This window comes from Enterobacter sp. UPMP2052, from assembly GCF_053709675.1.
In genome coordinates this window covers 135,224-154,904 of the sequence record NZ_JBSKJR010000003.1, presented here as the reverse complement: position 1 = coordinate 154,904, position 19,681 = coordinate 135,224, and the positions used below count along the sequence as shown (strand labels likewise).

The following is a 19,681-nucleotide window of genomic DNA, read 5'->3' as shown; positions in this document are numbered from 1 at the left end:
TGTGGGAGAGGGCCTCAGACCGCATGAATGCCCAGCAGTGAAGACACCCCCGCTCTACCGCTCAGCAGTTCTTCCGTTTCCCCATCCCACAGAATCCGCCCCTCGGCGACCACCACCGATCGCTGCGCAATCCGCGCCGCATCTTCAATGCTATGGGATACCATAAGCATCGTGAGCTGCTGGCGCTGGCAGACGTCCTGCACCAGCGCGAGCATCTCCTGACGCAGGGCCGGGTCGAGCGCCGAAAACGGCTCATCCAGCAGCAGCACCGGCTGCTCGCGAACCAGGCAGCGCGCCAGTGCGACCCGCTGACGCTGGCCGCCGGACAGTTCGCCGGGAAGCCTGTCGATGAAGTCGGCGATCCCCATCTGGGCGGCGATCGTATCAAGCTTATGACGCTGTGCATCGTTCAGCTTCATGCCCGGGTTCATCCCCAGGGCGATGTTTTGTCGCACGGTCAGATGCGTGAACAGGTTATTTTCCTGAAACAGCATCGACACCGGGCGCTTTGCCGGGGGCGTGCGGGTATGGTCCCGGTTTTCAATCATGATTGACCCGCTGGCCGGTTGCAGAAAACCGGCAATCAGGTTGAGCAACGTACTCTTCCCGGCACCGCTCGGGCCAAGGACTGCAATCATTTCGCCCTGTCGAACGGACAGCGTGAAACGCATCGGCAGATGCTGGTACAGCCAGGTTACATCAGTCAGTTTTAACATTACGCCCCGGGATTTTTTCGATAACGGTAAATAACGCAAAGCACAGCAGCAGCAGTAATAGCGCGGTGACAGCCCCGTCCTGGCTACGGTAAGAGCCAATTTGCTGATACAGCCAGAACGGTAGCGTGCGGAAATCGTCATTGCCGAAGAGGGCGACGACGCCGAAATCCCCAATCGACAGCACGCAGGCGAAGGCCAGCGCCTGGGCCAGCGGGCGCTTCAGCGCGCGCAGTTCGACGACGTTTATCCGACGCCAGCCCTGCATTCCCAGCGACTGACACAGCAAACCGTAGCGGCTGTTGATATCGCGCATCGGGTTTTCCAGCACCTTCAGCGCATACGGAATGGCCATCAGGGCGTTGGTAAAAATCACGATACCGTCTGCGCTTTCCGGCAGGCCGACGGTGCTGTTAAAGAGTAAAAAGAAGCCCGTCGCCAGCACGATCCCCGGCATCGCGAGGATCAACATCCCCGTCAGCTCAAGGGCTTGTCCGGCCTTGCGTGCGTGGCGGGCGTACAGTTCGCGGCTGCTCCAGAGCAGCATCATGGTCAGAACGACGCACAGCAGACCGGCGGCCAGCGCGATGCGCAGCGAGGTCCACGTCGCCTGCCACAGAACCGGCTGCTGCAGCACGGACGCCATCGCCGGATTTAAGCCATCGACGACAACCGCGATCAGCGGCGGGAGCATCAGTAACAGCGCCATCACAATCAGAATGCCGTCCGTAATGCGGCTGTGCGTGCTGTCCTGCGGATCGCGCCAGCCCGCAATTTGATTGCTGCCGGGAGGAATGGCTTTGCTTAAGCGCTGGCTCAGAAGAACCAGCGCCAGGCAGCACATCATCTGCACGATTGCCAGCAGCGCGGCACGCCCGGGATCGTAGTCGTAACTCAGGGCCTGATAAATCGCCAGCTCAATGGTGGTGGCCTGTGGGCCACCGCCGAGGGAGAGCACGGTGGCGAAGCTGGCGAAGCAGAGCATAAAGATAAGCGCGGCAACGGGCGGGATCTGGCGGCGTAGCCACGGCCACTCAACGAAGCGGAAGAACGACCAGCCTCGCATCCCGAGCTGGGCGGCAATCTGCCGCTGCTCGCCCGGAATGGCCTCCAGCGCCTGTAAAAAGAGCCGGGTTGCCATCGGCATATTAAAAAAGATGTGCGCCAGCAGAATGCCCTGCAGCCCGTAAGGGGAGAAGGTCCACTCCAGGCCTAGCAGACCAGACAGCGAGGAGAGCCAGCCCTGGCGGCCATAGACGCTCAGGATCCCGAACACTGCCACCAGCACGGGCAGAATCAACGTCATGGCGCACAGGCGCAGCAGCGCCTGTCTGCCGGGGAAACGTCGGCGATAGAGCGCGCGTGCCAGGAAGATGGCTGGCACCACCGAGAGCATCGACGAGAGAAACGCCTGCCAGAAGGAGAAGCGGACGACGTGCCAGAGATAGCTGTCATGCCAGAGCGCGAGCAGGTCGCTCTCGGGCGCGTTCAGCCACAGCGCAAGAAAGGCACCCAGGCTGACCGTCACCATCAGCATGGCGGCGAGTAGCCCGGGGAGTAACCAGCCAGGGATCAGCGGCTGACGGCGCGTTGCCATTCACTTACCCATGTACCGCGCTCTGCGGCAACCTGCTGCGGTGTAAATTCCAGCGCGGTTTGCGGTTTGGTCAAGGTGTCAAAGCCCGCGGGCAGCGTCACGTCGATAACCGGGTACATCCAGTTGCCCGTCGGAATGGCATTCTGGAACGCAGGGGAGACCATAAATTTCAGGAACTTCTCAGCCAGCTCCGGCTGTTTGCTCGCGGCGGTACGCGCGGCGACTTCCACCTGCAGATAATGGCCTTCGGCAAAATCGGCGGCGGCGTAGTTATCTTTCTTCTCGCTGATAATGTGGTAGGCCGGAGAGGTGGTGTAGCTCAGCACCAGATCGCTTTCCCCTTTCAGGAACAGGCCGTAAGCCTCGCTCCAGCCCTTGGTCACGGTAACGGTTTTGGCGGCCAGTTTCTGCCACGCGTCAGGCGCTTTATCGCCGTAGACTTTTTGCATCCACAGCAGCAGGCCAAGCCCGGGGGTGCTGGTGCGCGGATCTTCATAAATCACGCGCCATTTCTGGTCGCTTTCAACCAGCTCCTTCAGGCTTTTTGGCGGATTCTTGAGCTTGTTTTTGTCATATACAAACGCGAAGTAGCCGTAGTCGAACGGTACGAAGGTGTCGTTTTTCCAGCCGCCCGGCACCTTAACGGCCTCTGCCGCGACGCCGCTTTTGGCAAACAGCTTCGTTTGCGTGGCCGCGTCCAGCAGGTTGTTATCGAGGCCCAGCACGACGTCGGCTTTGCTGTTTTTACCTTCCATACGCAGACGGTTGAGCAGCGAGACGCCGTCTTCCAGCGCCACGAATTTCAGCTCGCAGCCGCAGTCAGCTTCAAAGGCTTTTTTCACCACCGGGCCTGGGCCCCAGTCGGCAGAGAAGGAGTCGTAGGTGTAGACCGTCAGAACGGGCTTAGCAAACGCAGGCAGCGCAAACAGCGCCAGCAGGGGAAGAACTTTTTTTAACACTTTGCACCTCAAAGTTGAGTGGCAAAGGATTTTGAGCGACAGCCTCAAATCCCTTCGCCGGCGTTATCCGGATCAGGTTCGACGGGTATTATCTCAGCGCACATCAGTGATGCAGCACCCCGTTGAGAACGACAGCATTGTAATGATTTGGTGAATATTTCGAAAGCGTTATGGTTCCGGCGGCGCAAACCAGGCGGATTTAAAATCAAACCAGCCGAGGGTGTTCATCCGCAGGCCGCGCATACTGCGTTGCCCCTGAATCATCAGCCAGTGGTGGATCAGCGGAACGATTGCCTGCTCCGCCATCAGCTGCTGGCACCAGACGGCCAGATTCATTTCGCCCGCCCGCCACTGGGCGGCGTCCTGCTGCCAGTCCCGGTTGATACAGTGCTGGATCAGCGGCACTTCATAAAGATGCGAGAAGAGCGAGAAATCAAGCGGCAGTGTGAAGTTAGCACTGTTCAGCCAGATGTCGCTGACCACCTCACCGCGATGCCATTCGTCATAATCGACCTCTTTGATCTCCAGCGTCACCCCCACGGCGGCGAGCAGCCTGTGCATGATTCTGGCGATAAACCGGTGCTCGACGTGCTCGCGATAAAAAGTCAGGGTGATGGACTCCAGCCCGGCAGGCTTTTCAGCGTGCACCGGGCGCGCGTGGTGCCAGCGGGGAAGCAGCCCATACGCCGGGAACCACCACGACTGGTACTGCTCTTCCGCGTGATAAATCAGGTTCGCGGGGGCAAGAACGTGGCTGATCCACTGGCGAACCTCCAGGTTTGCACCACGGTGGGTGCGGCTGTCGAACAGCAGATAGTAGCAGCCCTCTTCGAGGCGACTCTCCACGGCTTTTTCCCCGGTCGTCGGGCCTTCCAGCGTCAGCCCCACGCTCAGCTCTTCAGTGATATCCGGCAGTACCCAGACGTTCACCTCGTCGATTAACGCCCGGTAGCCAAAGTAGTCATCAAAGGCGCGGATCTTGAGCTGGTTACTGTTATTGCGGGAAACGGCATACGGGCCGGTGCCGATTGGCAGGCTGGCAAAGTTGTTCAGTGATTCCCATTCGGCGGGCAAAATCATCGACGGCACATAGCCCAGCAGCCAGGGGAGCCATTGATCCGGCTGCGACAGTTCAATATCCAGCGTCCAGGCCGTCGGTGAATGAAGACGGGTGATATGCGAATAGAGCGGCAGCTTGCGGGCGCGTTCTAACGAGGCAATAACGTCGCTCATCTCCAGCTCGCGACCGTGATGGAAATGGATGCCGGGACGTAAAAAGAAGCGCCAGTGGCGCGGAGAAAGCTGTTGCCAGTGGTGCGCAATATCGGCTTCGAGTTCCCCGTTTTCCTCATTTATGCGCGTCAGGCCGCTGAAAATCTGCCGCGCCATGTGCGTTTCCGAGCGGCGTAAGGCGCTTCCCGGTAACAGATTTTTCATCGGACGGTAGTACAGCACCCGCAGAATGTGACGGCCCTGGCGGAAGCTCCGCCCGAGATGCGAGACCAGCATCTGGCGCACCGCCGCCTTGTCACCGACCAGCTGCACCAGCTGATCGATTCTGTCCTGCTCCAGCAGATCCTCCGCCCGCTGCTGCTGCAAGGCGAGGCCGGTATAGAGAAAGGTCAGACGCGAGCGCTTGCCGCGTCCGGCTTCTGCTTCCCAGTTTAGCCAGCCCTGCTGCTGCATGGTGTTGAGCAGCGTGCGCATATGGCGTCGGGAACAGTTAAGCAAATCAGCCAGCTCGTTAAGCGTGGTCTCCTGCGACTGGCCCTCGCAGCACTGCCAGAGGCGAATGAATTGTTGTTGCAGACGACCGGACGGCATAAAAGGGGAACTCCTGACAAAAAATCAGCAATTTATTTATCCCTATATTAAGCCAATAATTCTCCCTGATGAAGCGAGGAGGTAAATTATGAAGAGGTCTACCGCACGTCAGTTTTATCAACAGTATTTTTTAGCGACACAGGGTGTGTCCTGGCTGGCCCGCCAGTGTGCAGAGCAACGGCTGAAAATGCTTGAAGAACTGATGCAGTGGGACGTTACGAAATCGACCTCTTCTCGCTAACTCGCCTCGATCATGTGTGACTGAGTATTGGTGCTAATCACCCGCCAGCAAAATGTTTTTGCTGGCTTTTTTCGTTTACTATTTCGCCCAATTCGTTTTGCTTTCATAAGGATTTGCGCATGCTCTGGTTGATGACAATGGGGCGACGCCTGAACGGCGTGTACGCCGCTTTTATGCTGGTCGCCTTTATGATGGGCGTTGCTGGGGCGCTACAGGCTCCGACGCTGAGCCTGTTCCTCAGCCGCGAAGTGGGCGCGCAGCCGTTTTGGGTCGGCCTGTTTTATACCGTTAACGCCATCGCCGGGATCCTGGTGAGCCTGTGGCTGGCAAAACGATCGGACAGCCAGGGCGATCGCCGCCGGCTCATCCTGTTCTGCTGTGCCATGGCGGTGGGGAATGCCTTGCTGTTTGCCTTCAACCGTCACTACCTGACGCTCATTACCTGCGGCGTGCTGCTGGCTTCGTTGGCCAATACCGCCATGCCACAACTGTTTGCGCTGGCTCGCGAATATGCCGATAACTCGGCGCGCGAAGTGGTGATGTTCAGTTCGGTGATGCGTGCGCAACTCTCTCTGGCGTGGGTCATCGGCCCGCCGCTGGCGTTCATGCTGGCGCTGAATTACGGTTTTACCGTCATGTTTTCCATCGCCGCCGGGATTTTTGTGATTAGCCTTGCGCTGATAGCCTTCGCGCTGCCCTCGGTCGCACGGGTTGAACAGATAACGGATAAACCGATCACCCAGGTAAGCGGCTGGCAGGATAAGAACGTGCGCGTGCTGTTTATTGCCTCTACCCTGATGTGGACCTGCAACACCATGTACATCATCGACATGCCGCTGTGGGTAAGCAGCGATCTGGGCCTGCCTGACAGGCTTGCGGGGATCCTGATGGGAACGGCCGCCGGGCTGGAAATCCCGGCGATGATCCTGGCCGGGTATTACGTGAAGCGCTTTGGAAAACGCCGGATGATGATTGTCGCCGTGGCGGCTGGGGTGCTGTTCTACCTTGGGCTGATCCTCTTTCACTCGCGTGATGCGCTGCTGGCACTGCAGCTGTTCAACGCCGTGTTTATCGGGATCGTTGCCGGGATAGGGATGCTCTGGTTCCAGGACCTGATGCCGGGACGCGCCGGGTCGGCCACGACGCTGTTTACCAACAGTATTTCAACGGGCGTGATACTGGCAGGGGTTATTCAGGGCGCGTTGTCGCAAAGCTACGGGCACGCTGTGGTGTACTGGGTGATTGCGGGCATCTCGGTCGTGACGCTGGTGTTGACGTGCCGGGTAAAAGACGTCTGATTCTGGAAGGCGGCTTCACGAAATGAAATGACTTTCTGACAGATGCTGAGAAGGGGAATAGAGTGCGTGACGGGTGCTTGAGGCTGTTTGCCTCAGGCTTTCGCAAGAGGCAAACAGTGGAGAGTCCCACATCAATAAAACTGATGGGGAGACCAACTTCACAACCATCATTGCGAGGTTAGTCTCTTCGTTGCCGAAAAGCAATAAGGAGGCTGGAATGCCAAAACGTACTCTGCTGTTAGGTTTGTTTTTGATCTGTACGACGCTGTTGATCTTCACCTGGATGGTGCGCGATTCGCTATGTGAATTGCATTTCAGACAGGAGAAAACAGAGCTGGCGGCAGTGTTGGCTTACGAAGCAAAACGTTAGCGGTATTGGCGGGGAAGTGTCCCCGCCTCTCCAGAGTGGTTGAGCCTCAACGCACCCTTATCAATGGCCCGCATTCTGCGGGCCATTGCCTTTAGCCCATAAACGCAGGCTGTTTTTTCTCGTATTCGGAAATGGCGGCTTCGTGCTGCAGCGTTAAGCCGATGCTGTCCAGCCCGTTCAGCATGCAGTGACGACGGAACGCGTCAATGCTGAAGCTGTAGGTTTTATCGCCGGCTTTGACCACTTCCGCTTCCAGATCCACTTCAAACGACATGCCCGGATTCGCCTGCACCAGCGCGAATAACTCATCGACCTGTTCATCGCTCAGCGTCACCGGCAGCAGCTGGTTGTTAAAGCTGTTGCCATAGAAAATGTCCGCGAAACTCGGGGCGATAACCACCTTAAAGCCGTAGTCGGTCAGCGCCCACGGCGCGTGTTCACGTGAGGAACCGCAGCCAAAGTTTTCACGTGCCAGCAGAATCGAGGCGCCGTTGAATTCAGGAAAGTTCAGAACGAACTCAGGGTTCGGAACTTCACCTTTGTCGTCAAGGAACCGCCAGTCATTGAACAGGTGCGCACCAAAACCGGTCCGGGTCACTTTCTGCAAAAACTGCTTGGGAATGATCGCGTCGGTATCAACGTTGGCGGCATTCAGAGGGACAACCCGGCCCGTATGTTGGGTAAATTTCTCTGCCATGATTGTCTCCTTATTTCAGGCTGCGAATGTCGGCGAAATGGCCGGTGACGGCTGCCGCAGCGGCCATTGCCGGGCTGACCAGATGGGTACGCCCGCCGCGGCCCTGACGGCCTTCAAAGTTACGGTTGCTGGTGGAGGCGCAGCGCTCGCCCGGATTCAGGCGGTCGTTGTTCATGGCCAGACACATGGAGCAGCCGGGCAGACGCCACTCAAAGCCCGCGTCGATAAAGATCTTATCCAGACCTTCGGCTTCCGCCTGCGCCTTCACCGGGCCGGAGCCAGGCACGACCAGCGCCTGCACGCCGGGTGCCACTTTGCGGCCTTTGGCAATGTCGGCTGCGGCGCGCAAATCTTCGATACGCGAGTTGGTGCAGGAACCAATAAACACTTTGTCGATCGCGACATCGGTCAGCGGAACCCCAGGTTTCAGCCCCATATAGGCCAACGCTTTTTCCGCGCTGGCACGCTCTACCGGGTCGGCAAAAGAGGCCGGATCCGGCACATTATCGTTAACGGAGATCACCTGGCCGGGATTGGTTCCCCAGGTCACCTGCGGGGCAATCTCTTCCGCCTGCAGGGTGACCACGGTGTCGAAGACCGCGCCGTCATCGGTTTTCAGGGTTTTCCAGTATTCCACCGCATCGGCATAATCCCGATCTTTGGGGGCGTGCAGGCGGCCTTTCACGTAGTCAAAAGTAGTTTCGTCTGGCGCAACCAGACCCGCTTTCGCCCCCATCTCAATCGCCATGTTGCACAGGGTCATACGACCTTCCATGCTCAGGGCCTGAATGGCTTCGCCGCAGAACTCGACAACGTGGCCGGTGCCGCCCGCGCTGCCGGTTTTACCGATAATGGCCAGAACGATGTCTTTCGCGGTGATGCCCGGAGCGGCTTTGCCCTTCACCTCAATCTTCATGGTTTTGGCGCGGCCCTGCTTCAGGGTCTGGGTCGCCAGCACGTGTTCAACTTCAGAGGTCCCAATCCCGAACGCCAGTGCGCCGAACGCGCCGTGGGTGGCGGTATGGGAGTCGCCGCAGACGATGGTCATCCCCGGCAGGGTAATGCCCTGTTCAGGCCCCATCACATGGACGATGCCCTGATACGGGTGATTCAGGTCGTACAGTTCAACGCCAAACTCGTTGCAGTTCTTAATCAGCTCCTGCATCTGGATCCGCGCCATCTCGCCTGAGGCGTTGATGTCTTTAGTCTGGGTGGAGACGTTGTGATCCATCGTGGCAAAGGTCTTGCCCGGCTGACGTACCGGGCGCTTGTGCGCCCTCAGGCCGTCAAATGCCTGTGGAGAGGTCACTTCGTGTACCAGATGACGGTCAATGTACAGCAGTGGGGTTTCGTCAGGCGCCTCATAAACGACATGGGCATCAAACAACTTTTCATATAACGTCTTCGCCATGATTAGACCCCTTCAGCAACATAGCGGGCAATGATGTCGCCCATTTCATCGGTACTGACTGCCGCCGTGCCGCGCGCCAAATCGCCGGTACGGATGCCTTCTTCTAACGCGCGGTTGATGGCGTTTTCAATGGCCGTCGCGGCTTCGCCTGCATCAAGGCTGTAGCGCAACAGCAGAGCCAGCGACAGGATCTGCGCAATCGGGTTGGCAATGTTTTTACCCGCGATATCCGGAGCAGAGCCGCCCGCTGGTTCGTACAGGCCAAAGCCCTCTTCGTTGAGGCTGGCGGAAGGCAGCATCCCCATGGAGCCGGTGATCATCGCGCACTCGTCCGACAAAATGTCGCCGAACAGGTTGGAGCAGAGCAGTACGTCAAACTGGGACGGATCTTTAATCAGCTGCATCGTCGCGTTATCAATGTACATATGCGACAGCTCAACGTCCGGGTACTGTCTGGCAACGTCGCTGACGATTTCGCGCCACAAAATTGAGGATTGCAGTACGTTCGCTTTATCGATTGAGGTCACTTTGTGACGGCGCTTGCGTGCGGATTCAAACGCGATATGGGCGATCCGCTCGATCTCGAAGCGGTGATAGACTTCGGTATCAAACGCCTTTTCATGCTGGCCGCTGCCTTCACGGCCTTTCGGCTGACCAAAGTAGATCCCGCCGGTGAGCTCACGCACGCACAGAATGTCGAAGCCGTTAGCGGCGATATCCGCGCGCAGCGGGCAAAACTCTTCCAGCCCCGGGTACAGCTTCGCCGGACGCAGGTTGCTGAACAATTTGAAATGTTTGCGCAACGGCAGCAGCGCACCGCGCTCAGGCTGCTCTGCTGGTGGCAGATGTTCCCATTTAGGGCCACCTACGGAGCCGAACAGCACGGCATCGGCATTTTCGCAGCCTTCAACCGTGGCTTTTGGCAGTGGCGTACCCTGATTATCGATGGCGACACCGCCCACATCGTAGTGGCTGGTGGTAATTTTCATCGCAAAACGCGAGCGAACGGCTTCCAGTACTTTCAGCGCCTGTGCCATCACTTCCGGGCCAATACCGTCGCCCGGTAACACAGCAATATGGTGATTCTTCGACATTACACGGTTTCCTTGTTGTTCTCTTTATTCTGAGCTTTGCGTTGCAACTCTTTATCCACTTCAGCGGCGCGCCAGATGTTATTCAGGACATGAACCATCGCTTTGGCAGAGGATTCAACGATGTCCGTTGCCAGACCAACCCCGTGGAAACGGCGGCCATTGTGATTGACGACGATATCAACCTGACCCAGGGCATCTTTACCGTGCCCCTTGGCGCTGAGGCCATACTTAACCAGCTCGATGTCATACTCTGTGATGCGATTGATTGCCTGATAAATGGCATCCACCGGGCCGTTGCCGTTGGCCGCTTCGGCTTTAATCTCTTCACCGCAGGCCAGTTTCACCGAGGCGGTGGCGATATCGCTTGAGCCGGACTGCACGCTGAAGTAATCCAGGCGGAAATGCTCTGGCTCTTCCTGCTGTTTGTTGATGAACGCCAGCGCTTCCAGGTCATAGTCGAAGACCTGGCCTTTTTTATCCGCCAGCTTCAGGAACGCGTCGTACAGCTGGTCCATGTTGTAATCGCTGTCTTTGTAACCCATCTCTTCCATACGGTGCTTCACCGCTGCCCGACCAGAGCGTGAGGTCAGGTTCAACTGAACCTGGTTCAGGCCGATGGATTCCGGGGTCATGATTTCGTAGTTTTCACGGTTCTTGATGACGCCGTCCTGGTGAATACCGGAGGAGTGCGCAAACGCGCCGGTGCCAACGATCGCCTTGTTGGCAGGGACCGGCATATTGCAGATCTGGCTTACGGTCTGGCTGGTGCGCCAGATTTCATGGTGATTAATGCGCGTATTCACATTCATGATGTCTTTACGCACTTTAATCGCCATGATGACCTCTTCCAGCGAGCAGTTACCGGCGCGTTCGCCGATCCCGTTCATCGCGCCTTCTACCTGACGCGCCCCGGCGTGAACGGCCGCAATGGCGTTGCCGACAGCCAGACCCAAATCATCGTGGGTATGAACGGAGATGATCGCTTTATCGATGTTAGGCACGCGGTCATACAGGCCGGTGATGATGTTGGAAAATTCAAACGGCATGGTGTAGCCGACGGTGTCCGGGATGTTGATGGTTTTGGCTCCCGCGTTGATTGCGGCTTCCACCACGCGCGCCAGATCCTCAATCGGCGTACGTCCCGCATCTTCACAGGAGAATTCAACGTCATCCGTATAGTTACGCGCACGCTTAACCATATATACCGCGCGTTCAATCACCTCATCCAGCGTGCTGCGCAGCTTAGTGGCAATGTGCATTGGAGAGGTGGCGATAAACGTATGAATTCGGAAGGCTTCAGCTACCTTCAGCGACTCGGCCGCCACGTCGATGTCTTTCTCAACACAGCGCGCCAGACCGCAGACGCGGCTGTTTTTGATGGTGCGCGCGATGGTTTGTACCGATTCGAAATCGCCCGGTGAAGAGACCGGGAAACCGACCTCCATCACGTCAACGCCCATACGTTCGAGGGCCAGCGCAATCTGCAGTTTTTCTTTCACGCTCAGGCTTGCCTGCAACGCCTGTTCACCGTCGCGTAATGTCGTATCGAAAATAATGACTTGCTGGCTCATGGGTTAGGTCCCTGTCTGTCTTAGGGCGCCTTGCTACGAGCATAAAAAAACCCGCGCAGTGGCGCGGGTTCTTAGTTTTACTGGAGACGATTCAACGCTGAATTTCGCCCGCCAGACTACCGCGCACAGTGGATGCGTTTAGTAGTAGTAGGCTGGTGAAGCGAATGGTGCGGATCATGAATCGTGCTCCCGTTAAAATCGATATGCTTTTAGTGGTACTGGATACGAGGTTTCATGTCAACCCCCGATGGTAAAAACGCAGCGGATTAACGGGCAGGACGGATTTTACACTTTAGCTAATTGTGCTGGATTTCGTGTTTATAACCATTCTGATTGTCTATTTTTGGACCGGACATTTATTTATGAAATGGTTCAAATATATTTTCTTTCAAATAAACACATATTTTAAACGTCATGTGTAATGAAGCTAAACCTTTTTTAATTCATTTATTTATAATTATGGTGAATGATTTCAGGTGGGGGTGAGGCGGGCCCTATGATAGCAAAATGTTAATGAGTTTGTGTAGTCTGAGGTTAATAGTTTAATAATACTTAAATTATCATTCATTTTTGAGGTGATTGTTTATTTGCCGGAATTATGCTTTCATTTCATTATTAATGTTTTATATATCGATTGTTCGAACGTTACCTTTCGCTTAGTGGCTAAGCGAAGCCACTTTTTGATGAGTTTTTCTTTATATTTTCCGAATTTTAAAGAATTCTCTTTCGCTGGTTTTATATGCATGATAAATCATATTTTTCGAACTTATTACTGCACTTTGGTAAAGGGAGTTTAGCGTGACAGTGGAGTCAAGAATGCAAGAAAATAATATTAATCAACCTCAAGTCTATGATGGGGTTAAGCCTCAGTTACGCACCGTCGATCTTAATCTGTTAACCGTGTTTGATGCGGTCATGCAGGAGCAGAATATCACGAGAGCGGCGCAGTCTCTGGGAATGTCTCAACCCGCAGTCAGTAATGCCGTCGCCAGACTTAAGGTGATGTTTAATGACGAACTCTTTGTTCGTTATGGCAGAGGGATCCAACCTACGGCGCGTGCATTCCAACTTTTCGGCGCGGTTCGCCAGGCGCTGCAATTAGTGCAAAATGAACTGCCGGGTTCAGGGTTTGAACCGCTAAGCAGCGAACGTGTATTCCATCTCTGCGTCTGCAGTCCTTTAGATAATTATTTAACATCTATTATCTACAATAAAGTGGAAGAGATTGCGCCAAATATTCACCTCGTTTTTAAATCATCGTTAAATCAGAACACTGAGCATCAGTTGCGTTACCAGGAAACCGAGTTTGTGCTGGGTTATGAAGAGTTCCGTCGCCCGGAATTCTCCTGCGTTCCTCTGTTTAAAGATGAAATGGTGTTGGTCGCCAGTAAAAAACATCCGCGTATGAATTCACCGCTGCGTGAAAATGATGTCTATAACGAACAGCACGCCGTTGTGGCTCTCGACAGATATGCTTCGTTCAGCCAACCGTGGTATGACACGCCTGATAAACAAGCCTGCGTGGCCTATCAGGGAATGGCGATGGTAAGTGTATTAAACGTGGTATCTCAGACTCAGCTGGTAGCTATTGCACCGCGCTGGCTGGCTGAAGAGTTCTCAGAGCCGCTGGGGCTGCAAGTCCTGCCTTTACCGCTCAAACTCAATAGCCGCACCTGCTATCTTTCCTGGCATGAAGCCGCTGGACGAGATAAAGGCCATCAATGGATGGAAGAGCTTCTTATTAGCGTGTGTGGTCGCTAAATGAATCGGGGTAAATCGTGATAACGACCACGATTTATCCTGGGTTTGTTTAAATATCTACTATTTTATTCTGTTTGATTTTTTTTGCCTCGCCAGACAGCGCGTAAAAATAGATCATTTACTGATTCCTCCCGCTTTTAGGCGATGATTTATCAGCGCGTTTCACTCCCTCAGATGAATTCACCATTAATTATGATAATCCCTCTCTTTTCCACTTTTTAAGCTTCCAGGTCGCCCCGGTTTGCTAATTGCCTGCCTCATAACGAGCGGTTAAGGTAACGCTCACTCTGCAAAATATAAGATGGGTTAATCCCCGTTGTAAGACGGCGTGGATGATACGTTTGCGACCTGTCGATAACAAAAGCCTGGAGGCAAAGCATGGAGATGTTGTCTGGCGCGGAAATGGTCGTCCGATCGCTCATCGATCAGGGCGTGAAGCAGGTGTTTGGCTATCCCGGAGGCGCAGTTCTTGATATTTACGATGCGCTCCATACGGTAGGCGGCGTCGATCATGTTCTGGTTCGTCACGAACAGGCTGCGGTGCACATGGCCGACGGTCTGGCGCGGGCGACGGGTGAGGTGGGCGTTGTGCTGGTCACCTCCGGCCCTGGCGCAACCAATGCCATCACCGGGATTGCCACCGCCTATATGGACTCCATCCCGCTGGTGATCCTCTCCGGTCAGGTGGCCACCTCCCTGATTGGCTACGACGCGTTCCAGGAGTGCGACATGGTGGGGATCTCGCGCCCCGTTGTGAAGCACAGTTTTCTGGTGAAGCAGACGGAAGATATTCCCGGCGTGCTGAAAAAGGCGTTCTGGCTGGCGGCGAGCGGTCGTCCCGGCCCGGTGGTGGTCGATCTGCCTAAAGACATTTTGAATCCGGCAAACAAACTGCCTTACGTCTGGCCGGAGTCGGTAAGCATGCGTTCTTACAACCCGACGACTCAGGGACATAAAGGACAAATAAAGCGCGCGCTGCAAACGCTTCTGGCGGCTAAGAAGCCGGTGGTCTACGTGGGCGGCGGGGCCATCAATGCCGCGTGTGAAACGCAACTGCGCGAGCTGGTTGAGAAATTAAACCTTCCGGTGGCGTCATCATTGATGGGGCTTGGCGCGTTCCCGGCGTCGCACCGTCAGGCGCTGGGGATGCTGGGTATGCATGGTACCTACGAAGCCAACATGACGATGCACAATTCTGATGTGATCTTCGCGGTTGGCGTGCGCTTTGACGATCGTACGACCAATAACCTCGCGAAATACTGCCCGAACGCGACGGTGCTGCACATTGATATCGATCCCACGTCGATTTCCAAAACGGTCGCGGCCGATGTGCCGATCGTCGGCGATGCTCGTCAGGTTCTGGAGCAGATGCTGGAGCTGCTGGTTCAGGAAACCACCGCTCAGCCGCTGGATGAGATCCGCGACTGGTGGCAGCAGATCGCCCAGTGGCGTGCGCGTCAGTGTCTGAAGTTTGACACCCAAAGCGAGCACATTAAACCGCAGGCGGTGATCGAAACGATCTGGCGTCTCACCCACGGCGATGCGTACGTGACATCGGACGTTGGCCAGCACCAGATGTTTGCCGCGCTCTACTATCCATTTGATAAACCCCGCCGCTGGATCAACTCCGGCGGGCTGGGCACCATGGGCTTTGGCCTTCCCGCCGCGCTGGGGGTGAAGCTGGCGCTGCCCAACGAAACCGTGGTGTGCGTGACGGGGGATGGCAGTATTCAGATGAACATTCAGGAGCTTTCCACCGCGCTGCAGTACGAACTGCCGGTGCTGATCCTGAACCTGAATAACGGCTACCTCGGAATGGTGAAGCAGTGGCAGGATATGATCTATTCCGGTCGTCACTCGCAGTCATACATGACCTCCCTGCCTGATTTTGTCCGTCTGGCCGAGGCCTATGGACACGTGGGGATGCGGGTGTCCAGTCCGGCTGAGCTGGAGGCGAAACTCAGCGAAGCGCTTGAGCACGTTAAAAACAATCGCCTTGTTTTCATGGATGTCATCGTGGACGGGGCCGAACATGTTTATCCCATGCATATTCGCGGTGGTGGCATGGACGAAATGTGGTTAAGCAAAACGGAGAGAACCTGATATGCGCCGGATATTATCTGTATTACTGGAAAACGAGTCAGGCGCATTGTCGCGCGTCATTGGGCTTTTTGCCCAGCGCGGCTATAACATTGAAAGCCTGACGGTTGCCCCGACGGACGATCCGACGCTCTCGCGGATGACCATCCAGACCGTGGGTGATGCCAAAGTGCTTGAGCAGATCGAAAAGCAGCTGCATAAGCTGGTCGACGTGCTGCGCGTAAGCGAACTGGGGCAGGGCGCTTACGTCGAGCGTGAAGTGATGCTGGTGAAAATTCAGGCCAGCGGGTATGGCCGTGAAGAGGTTAAACGCAATACGGATATCTTCCGTGGGCAGATCATCGATGTTACCCCTTCTATATATACCGTGCAGCTGGCCGGCACGAGTGACAAGCTGGATGCTTTTCTCGCCTCGGTGCGGGATGTCGCAAAAATAGTTGAAGTGGCGCGCTCCGGCATTGTGGGCCTGTCGCGCGGCGATAAAATCATGCGGTAGACGTCAAAAAGGTTCGCCTCTTTCTGCCCGGTCACCAAAGCCGGGCTTTTTTTTGTTCAAACCGCCGCGAATGCAGATAAAAGCGATTGCCGCGGTGACTATTCTGCGTTTAGATGTTAAAAGATTTAACCATAACCTTGACAGGGCCATGGACTCTTTTCTTTTTTTGAGGGGCAATTGTGAAACTGGATGAAATCGCCCGGCTAGCCGGCGTGTCACGAACTACGGCCAGCTATGTGATTAACGGTAAAGCAAAGCAGTACCGTGTCAGCGATAAGACCGTGGAAAAAGTCATGGCGGTGGTTCGTGAGCATAACTACCATCCGAATGCTGTCGCCGCCGGTCTGCGTGCCGGGCGCACCCGCTCTATCGGTCTGGTGATCCCGGATCTGGAAAACACCAGCTATACCCGCATTGCTAACTATCTTGAACGTCAGGCGCGCCAGCGTGGCTACCAACTGCTGATCGCCTGTTCAGAAGATCAGCCTGATAACGAGATGCGCTGTATCGAACACCTTCTCCAGCGGCAGGTTGATGCCATTATTGTCTCGACGTCCTTGCCGCCTGAGCATCCTTTCTATCAACGCTGGGCGAATGACCCGTTCCCGATTGTGGCGCTTGACCGTGCGCTGGACCGCGAACACTTTACCAGCGTCGTGGGGGCCGATCAGGACGATTCAGAAATGCTGGCCGCCGAGCTAAGAACCTTCCTGGCGGAAACGGTGCTGTATCTGGGGGCTTTACCCGAGCTGTCCGTCAGCTTCCTGCGCGAGCAAGGGTTCAGAACCGCCTGGAAAGACGATCCGCGTGAAGTCCATTACCTCTATGCCAACAGCTATGAGCGTGAAGCTGCCGCACAACTGTTCGAAAAATGGCTGGAAACGCATCCGATGCCGCAGGCGCTGTTCACCACCTCTTTCGCGCTGTTGCAGGGGGTGATGGACGTGACGCTGCGTCGTGACGGTAAACTGCCCTCTGACCTGGCGATTGCCACGTTTGGGGATAACGAACTGCTCGATTTCCTGCAGTGCCCGGTGCTGGCCGTTGCGCAGCGTCATCGCGACGTGGCGGAGCGCGTGCTGGAAATCGTTCTGGCGAGTCTGGATGAGCCGCGTAAACCGAAACCGGGGCTGACGCGTATCAAACGCAATCTTTATCGCCGCGGCATTTTAAGCCGCCATTAAGTTGTTCAGGGGTAGCGTTTGCTACCCCTTTTTAGCGTAATAGGGTGAAAGACAATTCCCGCAGGAAAATTAGGATAATTCTTTACGCGTTGTCGTCTGCTATTTTTCTTAATTCATTCTGGCTTTTAAATAGCCTTTTAAAGAACATTTATACGATTTTTAATCCGCCGCACTGAATTATTTTGTTACAAACCCTGTCCGGGGCGATGAATATCCAGACGTTTTTTCTCGCTTCCAGCCAGCCTGCCCATCAACCTGCATCCTCGCGCGAATCTGGCGCTGTTCCTGTCAGGCAATATGTCCTAAAATGCTGCCCGCGTCGCAAACTGACACTTTATATTTGCTGGTGACGATATGAAGCGATCTTTAACGCTTACGTGCATATTCGTTTTTTTCTTACAAATATTCATAACGTTAATTTGCCTCGCCAGTTGTGCAGTTATTAATCAGGTTGAGTTGTCTCTGTAAATACCGGGCTTTCGGACTCATATAGGGATAGTCCTGGCTTGACAAGCTTTTCCCTCGCTCCGTAAACTCCTTTGGGTGGGAATTTGTGGGGTAAAGTGGTTTAGAGGGGTGAGGCTGGCATGTTCCGTGGGGCAACGTTAGTCAATCTCGACAGCAAGGGGCGTTTATCGGTACCAACCCGATACCGCGACCAGTTGATCGAGAACGCTTCAGGTCAAATGGTCTGCACCATTGACATCAACTCCCCCTGCCTGCTGCTTTATCCTTTACCTGAATGGGAAATTATTGAGCAAAAGCTGTCGCGACTGTCGAGCATGAACCCGCAGGAACGCCGCGTGCAGCGGCTGTTATTGGGACATGCCAGTGAATGTCAGATGGATAGCGCAGGGCGTTTACTGATCGCGCCTGTGTTGCGGCAACATGCCGGTCTGACAAAAGAAGTGATGCTGGTCGGGCAGTTCAATAAGTTTGAGCTGTGGGATGAAACGACCTGGTATCAACAGGTCAGGGAAGATATCGACGCTGAGCAGTCGGATTCCGCGACACTATCGGAACGGCTGCAGGACTTGTCTCTATAAATATGATGGAAAATTATAAACATACAACGGTGTTGCTGGATGAGGCCGTTAACGGCTTGAATATTCGTCCGGACGGCATCTACGTTGATGGCACTTTTGGTCGCGGTGGACACTCGCGTTTGATCCTCTCACAACTTGGAGCGGAAGGACGCCTGCTGGCAATCGATCGCGATCCGCAGGCGATTGCCGTTGCGCAAACCATCGACGATCCTCGCTTTTCCATCGTGCATGGACCTTTCTCTGCGCTCGCGGACTACGTGGCCGAGCGCGGCTTAACCAGCAAGATTGACGGGATTCTCCTCGATCTTGGCGTCTCTTCACCACAGCTTGATGATGCCGAACGTGGTTTCTCTTTTATGCGTGACGGTCCGCTGGATATGCGTATGGACCCTACGCGCGGTCAGTCTGCTGCCGAATGGCTTCAGACGGCGGACGAAGCGGATATCGCCTGGGTGATCAAAACCTTCGGTGAAGAGCGTTTTGGCAAACGCATTGCGCGCGCCATCGTTGAGCGTAACCGCATTGAGCCAATGACCCGCACGAAAGAGCTGGCCGAGGTTATCGCGGCGGCGACGCCGGTGAAAGATAAGCATAAACATCCCGCGACCCGTACCTTCCAGGCGGTGCGCATCTGGGTAAACAGTGAACTGGAGGAAATAGAGCTGGCGCTAAAAAGCTCGCTCGACGTGCTGGCCCCGGGTGGGCGGTTATCCGTAATCAGCTTCCATTCACTGGAAGACCGCATTGTGAAACGCTTTATGCGCGAGCAAAGTCGCGGTCCTCAGGTGCCTGCGGGGCTGCCGATGACGGAAGAACAGCTCAGCAAGCTGGGCGGTCGTCAGCTGCGAGCACTAGGCAAGTTGATGCCGGGCGAAGAAGAGGTGGCAGAGAATCCACGAGCCCGTAGTTCAGTGCTGCGTGTAGCAGAGAGGACGAACGCATGATCGGCAGAGTGACAGAGACCCTAAGCAAAGTTAAGGGATCGTTAGGAAGCAACGAGCGCCATGCCTTGCCTGGCGTGATCGGCGACGATCTTTTGCGGTTTGGGAAGCTGCCACTCTGCTTGTTCATTTGCATCATCGTGACGGCAGTAACGGTGGTCACTACGGCCCACCACACCCGTTTGTTAACCGCGCAGCGCGAGCAGTTAGTGTTGGAACGTGATGCGCTGGATATCGAATGGCGAAACCTCATTCTTGAAGAGAACGCGCTCGGCGATCACAGCCGGGTTGAACGGATCGCAACGGAAAAGCTGCAGCTGCAGCATGTTGATCCTTCTCAGGAAAATATCGTAGTACAAAAATAAGGGAAAACGCGAC

The 19,681-nt window shown here is 55.4% G+C and carries 19 protein-coding genes and 1 riboswitch; of the genes, 10 read left to right on the top strand and 9 right to left on the bottom strand.

The annotated features are described in order from the left end of the window. Nucleotides 1–14: 14 nt before the first annotated feature. From thiQ to sgrR, 4 genes are all read right to left on the bottom strand, one after another. The gene (gene thiQ / locus ACWKX3_RS12695; protein ID WP_006173887.1) at nt 15–716 is read right to left on the bottom strand and encodes a thiamine ABC transporter ATP-binding protein ThiQ; all 702 of its coding nucleotides are present in this window, start codon (nt 714–716) and stop codon (nt 15–17) included. Next, nucleotides 700–2,310 (bottom strand): thiamine/thiamine pyrophosphate ABC transporter permease ThiP, encoded by a 1,611-nt coding sequence (gene thiP, locus ACWKX3_RS12690; protein ID WP_454541900.1) that lies wholly within the window; start codon nt 2,308–2,310, stop codon nt 700–702. The genes thiQ and thiP overlap by 17 nt, the downstream gene beginning before the upstream one ends. Then, nucleotides 2,286–3,269: a thiamine ABC transporter substrate binding subunit gene (gene thiB, locus ACWKX3_RS12685; protein WP_006173884.1), complete on the bottom strand. Its 984-nt coding sequence runs from the start codon at nt 3,267–3,269 to the stop codon at nt 2,286–2,288. The genes thiP and thiB overlap by 25 nt, the downstream gene beginning before the upstream one ends. A 31-nt stretch (nt 3,270–3,300) precedes the next feature. Then, nucleotides 3,301–3,401: riboswitch (TPP riboswitch) on the bottom strand. 36 nt (nt 3,402–3,437) lie between these two features. Then, a complete protein-coding gene (gene sgrR / locus ACWKX3_RS12680) occupies nt 3,438–5,093 on the bottom strand; it encodes an HTH-type transcriptional regulator SgrR (protein WP_006173883.1) in 1,656 nt (551 codons plus the stop codon). A gap of 88 nt (nt 5,094–5,181) precedes the next feature. Between sgrR and sgrT the strand changes: the two genes are divergently transcribed. The 3 genes from sgrT to ACWKX3_RS12665 all read left to right on the top strand — a co-directional run bounded on the left by sgrT (nt 5,182) and on the right by ACWKX3_RS12665 (nt 7,002). Beyond that, on the top strand, nt 5,182–5,334 hold the full coding sequence (gene sgrT, locus ACWKX3_RS12675; protein ID WP_042319274.1) for a glucose uptake inhibitor SgrT: 153 nt from the start codon (nt 5,182–5,184) through the stop codon (nt 5,332–5,334). Nucleotides 5,335–5,453: 119 nt separating this feature from the next. Then, nucleotides 5,454–6,632 (top strand): sugar efflux transporter, encoded by a 1,179-nt coding sequence (locus ACWKX3_RS12670; RefSeq protein WP_454541899.1) that lies wholly within the window; start codon nt 5,454–5,456, stop codon nt 6,630–6,632. Nucleotides 6,633–6,849: 217 nt separating this feature from the next. Beyond that, nucleotides 6,850–7,002 (top strand): Hok/Gef family protein, encoded by a 153-nt coding sequence (locus ACWKX3_RS12665; RefSeq protein WP_010427008.1) that lies wholly within the window; start codon nt 6,850–6,852, stop codon nt 7,000–7,002. A 91-nt stretch (nt 7,003–7,093) separates the two neighbouring features. On the opposite strand, the gene leuD is transcribed toward ACWKX3_RS12665, so the two are convergent. From leuD to leuL, 5 genes are all read right to left on the bottom strand, one after another. Further along, nucleotides 7,094–7,699, bottom strand: coding sequence for a 3-isopropylmalate dehydratase small subunit (leuD, locus tag ACWKX3_RS12660; protein WP_454541898.1), 606 nt, complete (start codon nt 7,697–7,699; stop codon nt 7,094–7,096). Nucleotides 7,700–7,709: 10 nt separating this feature from the next. Then, a complete protein-coding gene (gene leuC, locus ACWKX3_RS12655) occupies nt 7,710–9,110 on the bottom strand; it encodes a 3-isopropylmalate dehydratase large subunit (RefSeq protein WP_058609674.1) in 1,401 nt (466 codons plus the stop codon). 2 nt (nt 9,111–9,112) lie between these two features. Further along, nucleotides 9,113–10,204, bottom strand: coding sequence for a 3-isopropylmalate dehydrogenase (leuB, locus tag ACWKX3_RS12650; protein ID WP_058609675.1), 1,092 nt, complete (start codon nt 10,202–10,204; stop codon nt 9,113–9,115). Next, a complete protein-coding gene (leuA, locus tag ACWKX3_RS12645; RefSeq protein ID WP_006173874.1) occupies nt 10,204–11,775 on the bottom strand; it encodes a 2-isopropylmalate synthase in 1,572 nt (523 codons plus the stop codon). The genes leuB and leuA overlap by 1 nt, the downstream gene beginning before the upstream one ends. A gap of 91 nt (nt 11,776–11,866) precedes the next feature. Then, nucleotides 11,867–11,953 carry a leu operon leader peptide gene (leuL, locus tag ACWKX3_RS12640; RefSeq protein WP_101738246.1) on the bottom strand — a complete coding sequence of 29 codons (87 nt, stop codon included), beginning with the start codon at nt 11,951–11,953 and terminating at the stop codon, nt 11,867–11,869. A gap of 638 nt (nt 11,954–12,591) precedes the next feature. Here leuL and leuO point away from each other — a divergent pair. The 7 genes from leuO to ftsL all read left to right on the top strand — a co-directional run bounded on the left by leuO (nt 12,592) and on the right by ftsL (nt 19,668). Further along, on the top strand, nt 12,592–13,536 hold the full coding sequence (gene leuO / locus ACWKX3_RS12635) for a transcriptional regulator LeuO (protein ID WP_006173872.1): 945 nt from the start codon (nt 12,592–12,594) through the stop codon (nt 13,534–13,536). 378 nt (nt 13,537–13,914) lie between these two features. Then, on the top strand, nt 13,915–15,639 hold the full coding sequence (gene ilvI / locus ACWKX3_RS12630; protein WP_006173871.1) for an acetolactate synthase 3 large subunit: 1,725 nt from the start codon (nt 13,915–13,917) through the stop codon (nt 15,637–15,639). A gap of 1 nt (nt 15,640) precedes the next feature. Continuing rightward, entirely contained in the window at nt 15,641–16,132 is a 492-nt protein-coding gene (gene ilvN, locus ACWKX3_RS12625) for an acetolactate synthase small subunit (protein WP_006173870.1), read from the top strand. 179 nt (nt 16,133–16,311) lie between these two features. Beyond that, nucleotides 16,312–17,316, top strand: a complete 1,005-nt coding sequence (gene cra / locus ACWKX3_RS12620) for a catabolite repressor/activator (RefSeq protein ID WP_454541897.1) — start codon at nt 16,312–16,314, stop codon at nt 17,314–17,316. A 587-nt stretch (nt 17,317–17,903) separates the two neighbouring features. After that, nucleotides 17,904–18,362, top strand: coding sequence for a division/cell wall cluster transcriptional repressor MraZ (mraZ, locus tag ACWKX3_RS12615; RefSeq protein ID WP_006173863.1), 459 nt, complete (start codon nt 17,904–17,906; stop codon nt 18,360–18,362). A gap of 2 nt (nt 18,363–18,364) precedes the next feature. Beyond that, a complete protein-coding gene (gene rsmH, locus ACWKX3_RS12610; RefSeq protein WP_454541896.1) occupies nt 18,365–19,306 on the top strand; it encodes a 16S rRNA (cytosine(1402)-N(4))-methyltransferase RsmH in 942 nt (313 codons plus the stop codon). Next, nucleotides 19,303–19,668 carry a cell division protein FtsL gene (gene ftsL / locus ACWKX3_RS12605; protein WP_006173860.1) on the top strand — a complete coding sequence of 122 codons (366 nt, stop codon included), beginning with the start codon at nt 19,303–19,305 and terminating at the stop codon, nt 19,666–19,668. Before rsmH ends, ftsL begins: the two co-directional genes overlap by 4 nt. The last annotated feature ends 13 nt before the right edge of the window (nt 19,669–19,681 follow it).

Bases quoted from the DNA above. Each gene is read 5' to 3' on its own strand.
- rsmH (WP_454541896.1), top strand. From the start codon at position 18,365: ATGATGGAAAATTATAAACATACAACGGTGTTGCTGGATGAGGCCGTT.
- mraZ (WP_006173863.1), top strand. From the start codon at position 17,904: ATGTTCCGTGGGGCAACGTTAGTCAATCTCGACAGCAAGGGGCGTTTA.
- ftsL (WP_006173860.1), top strand. From the start codon at position 19,303: ATGATCGGCAGAGTGACAGAGACCCTAAGCAAAGTTAAGGGATCGTTA.
- leuO (WP_006173872.1), top strand. From the start codon at position 12,592: ATGCAAGAAAATAATATTAATCAACCTCAAGTCTATGATGGGGTTAAG.
- ACWKX3_RS12670 (WP_454541899.1), top strand. From the start codon at position 5,454: ATGCTCTGGTTGATGACAATGGGGCGACGCCTGAACGGCGTGTACGCC.
- thiQ (WP_006173887.1), bottom strand. From the start codon at position 716: ATGTTAAAACTGACTGATGTAACCTGGCTGTACCAGCATCTGCCGATG.
- sgrR (WP_006173883.1), bottom strand. From the start codon at position 5,093: ATGCCGTCCGGTCGTCTGCAACAACAATTCATTCGCCTCTGGCAGTGC.
- ilvN (WP_006173870.1), top strand. From the start codon at position 15,641: ATGCGCCGGATATTATCTGTATTACTGGAAAACGAGTCAGGCGCATTG.
- leuA (WP_006173874.1), bottom strand. From the start codon at position 11,775: ATGAGCCAGCAAGTCATTATTTTCGATACGACATTACGCGACGGTGAA.
- ACWKX3_RS12665 (WP_010427008.1), top strand. From the start codon at position 6,850: ATGCCAAAACGTACTCTGCTGTTAGGTTTGTTTTTGATCTGTACGACG.
- leuC (WP_058609674.1), bottom strand. From the start codon at position 9,110: ATGGCGAAGACGTTATATGAAAAGTTGTTTGATGCCCATGTCGTTTAT.
- thiP (WP_454541900.1), bottom strand. From the start codon at position 2,310: ATGGCAACGCGCCGTCAGCCGCTGATCCCTGGCTGGTTACTCCCCGGG.
- sgrT (WP_042319274.1), top strand. From the start codon at position 5,182: ATGAAGAGGTCTACCGCACGTCAGTTTTATCAACAGTATTTTTTAGCG.
- leuL (WP_101738246.1), bottom strand. From the start codon at position 11,953: ATGATCCGCACCATTCGCTTCACCAGCCTACTACTACTAAACGCATCC.
- leuB (WP_058609675.1), bottom strand. From the start codon at position 10,204: ATGTCGAAGAATCACCATATTGCTGTGTTACCGGGCGACGGTATTGGC.
- leuD (WP_454541898.1), bottom strand. From the start codon at position 7,699: ATGGCAGAGAAATTTACCCAACATACGGGCCGGGTTGTCCCTCTGAAT.
- ilvI (WP_006173871.1), top strand. From the start codon at position 13,915: ATGGAGATGTTGTCTGGCGCGGAAATGGTCGTCCGATCGCTCATCGAT.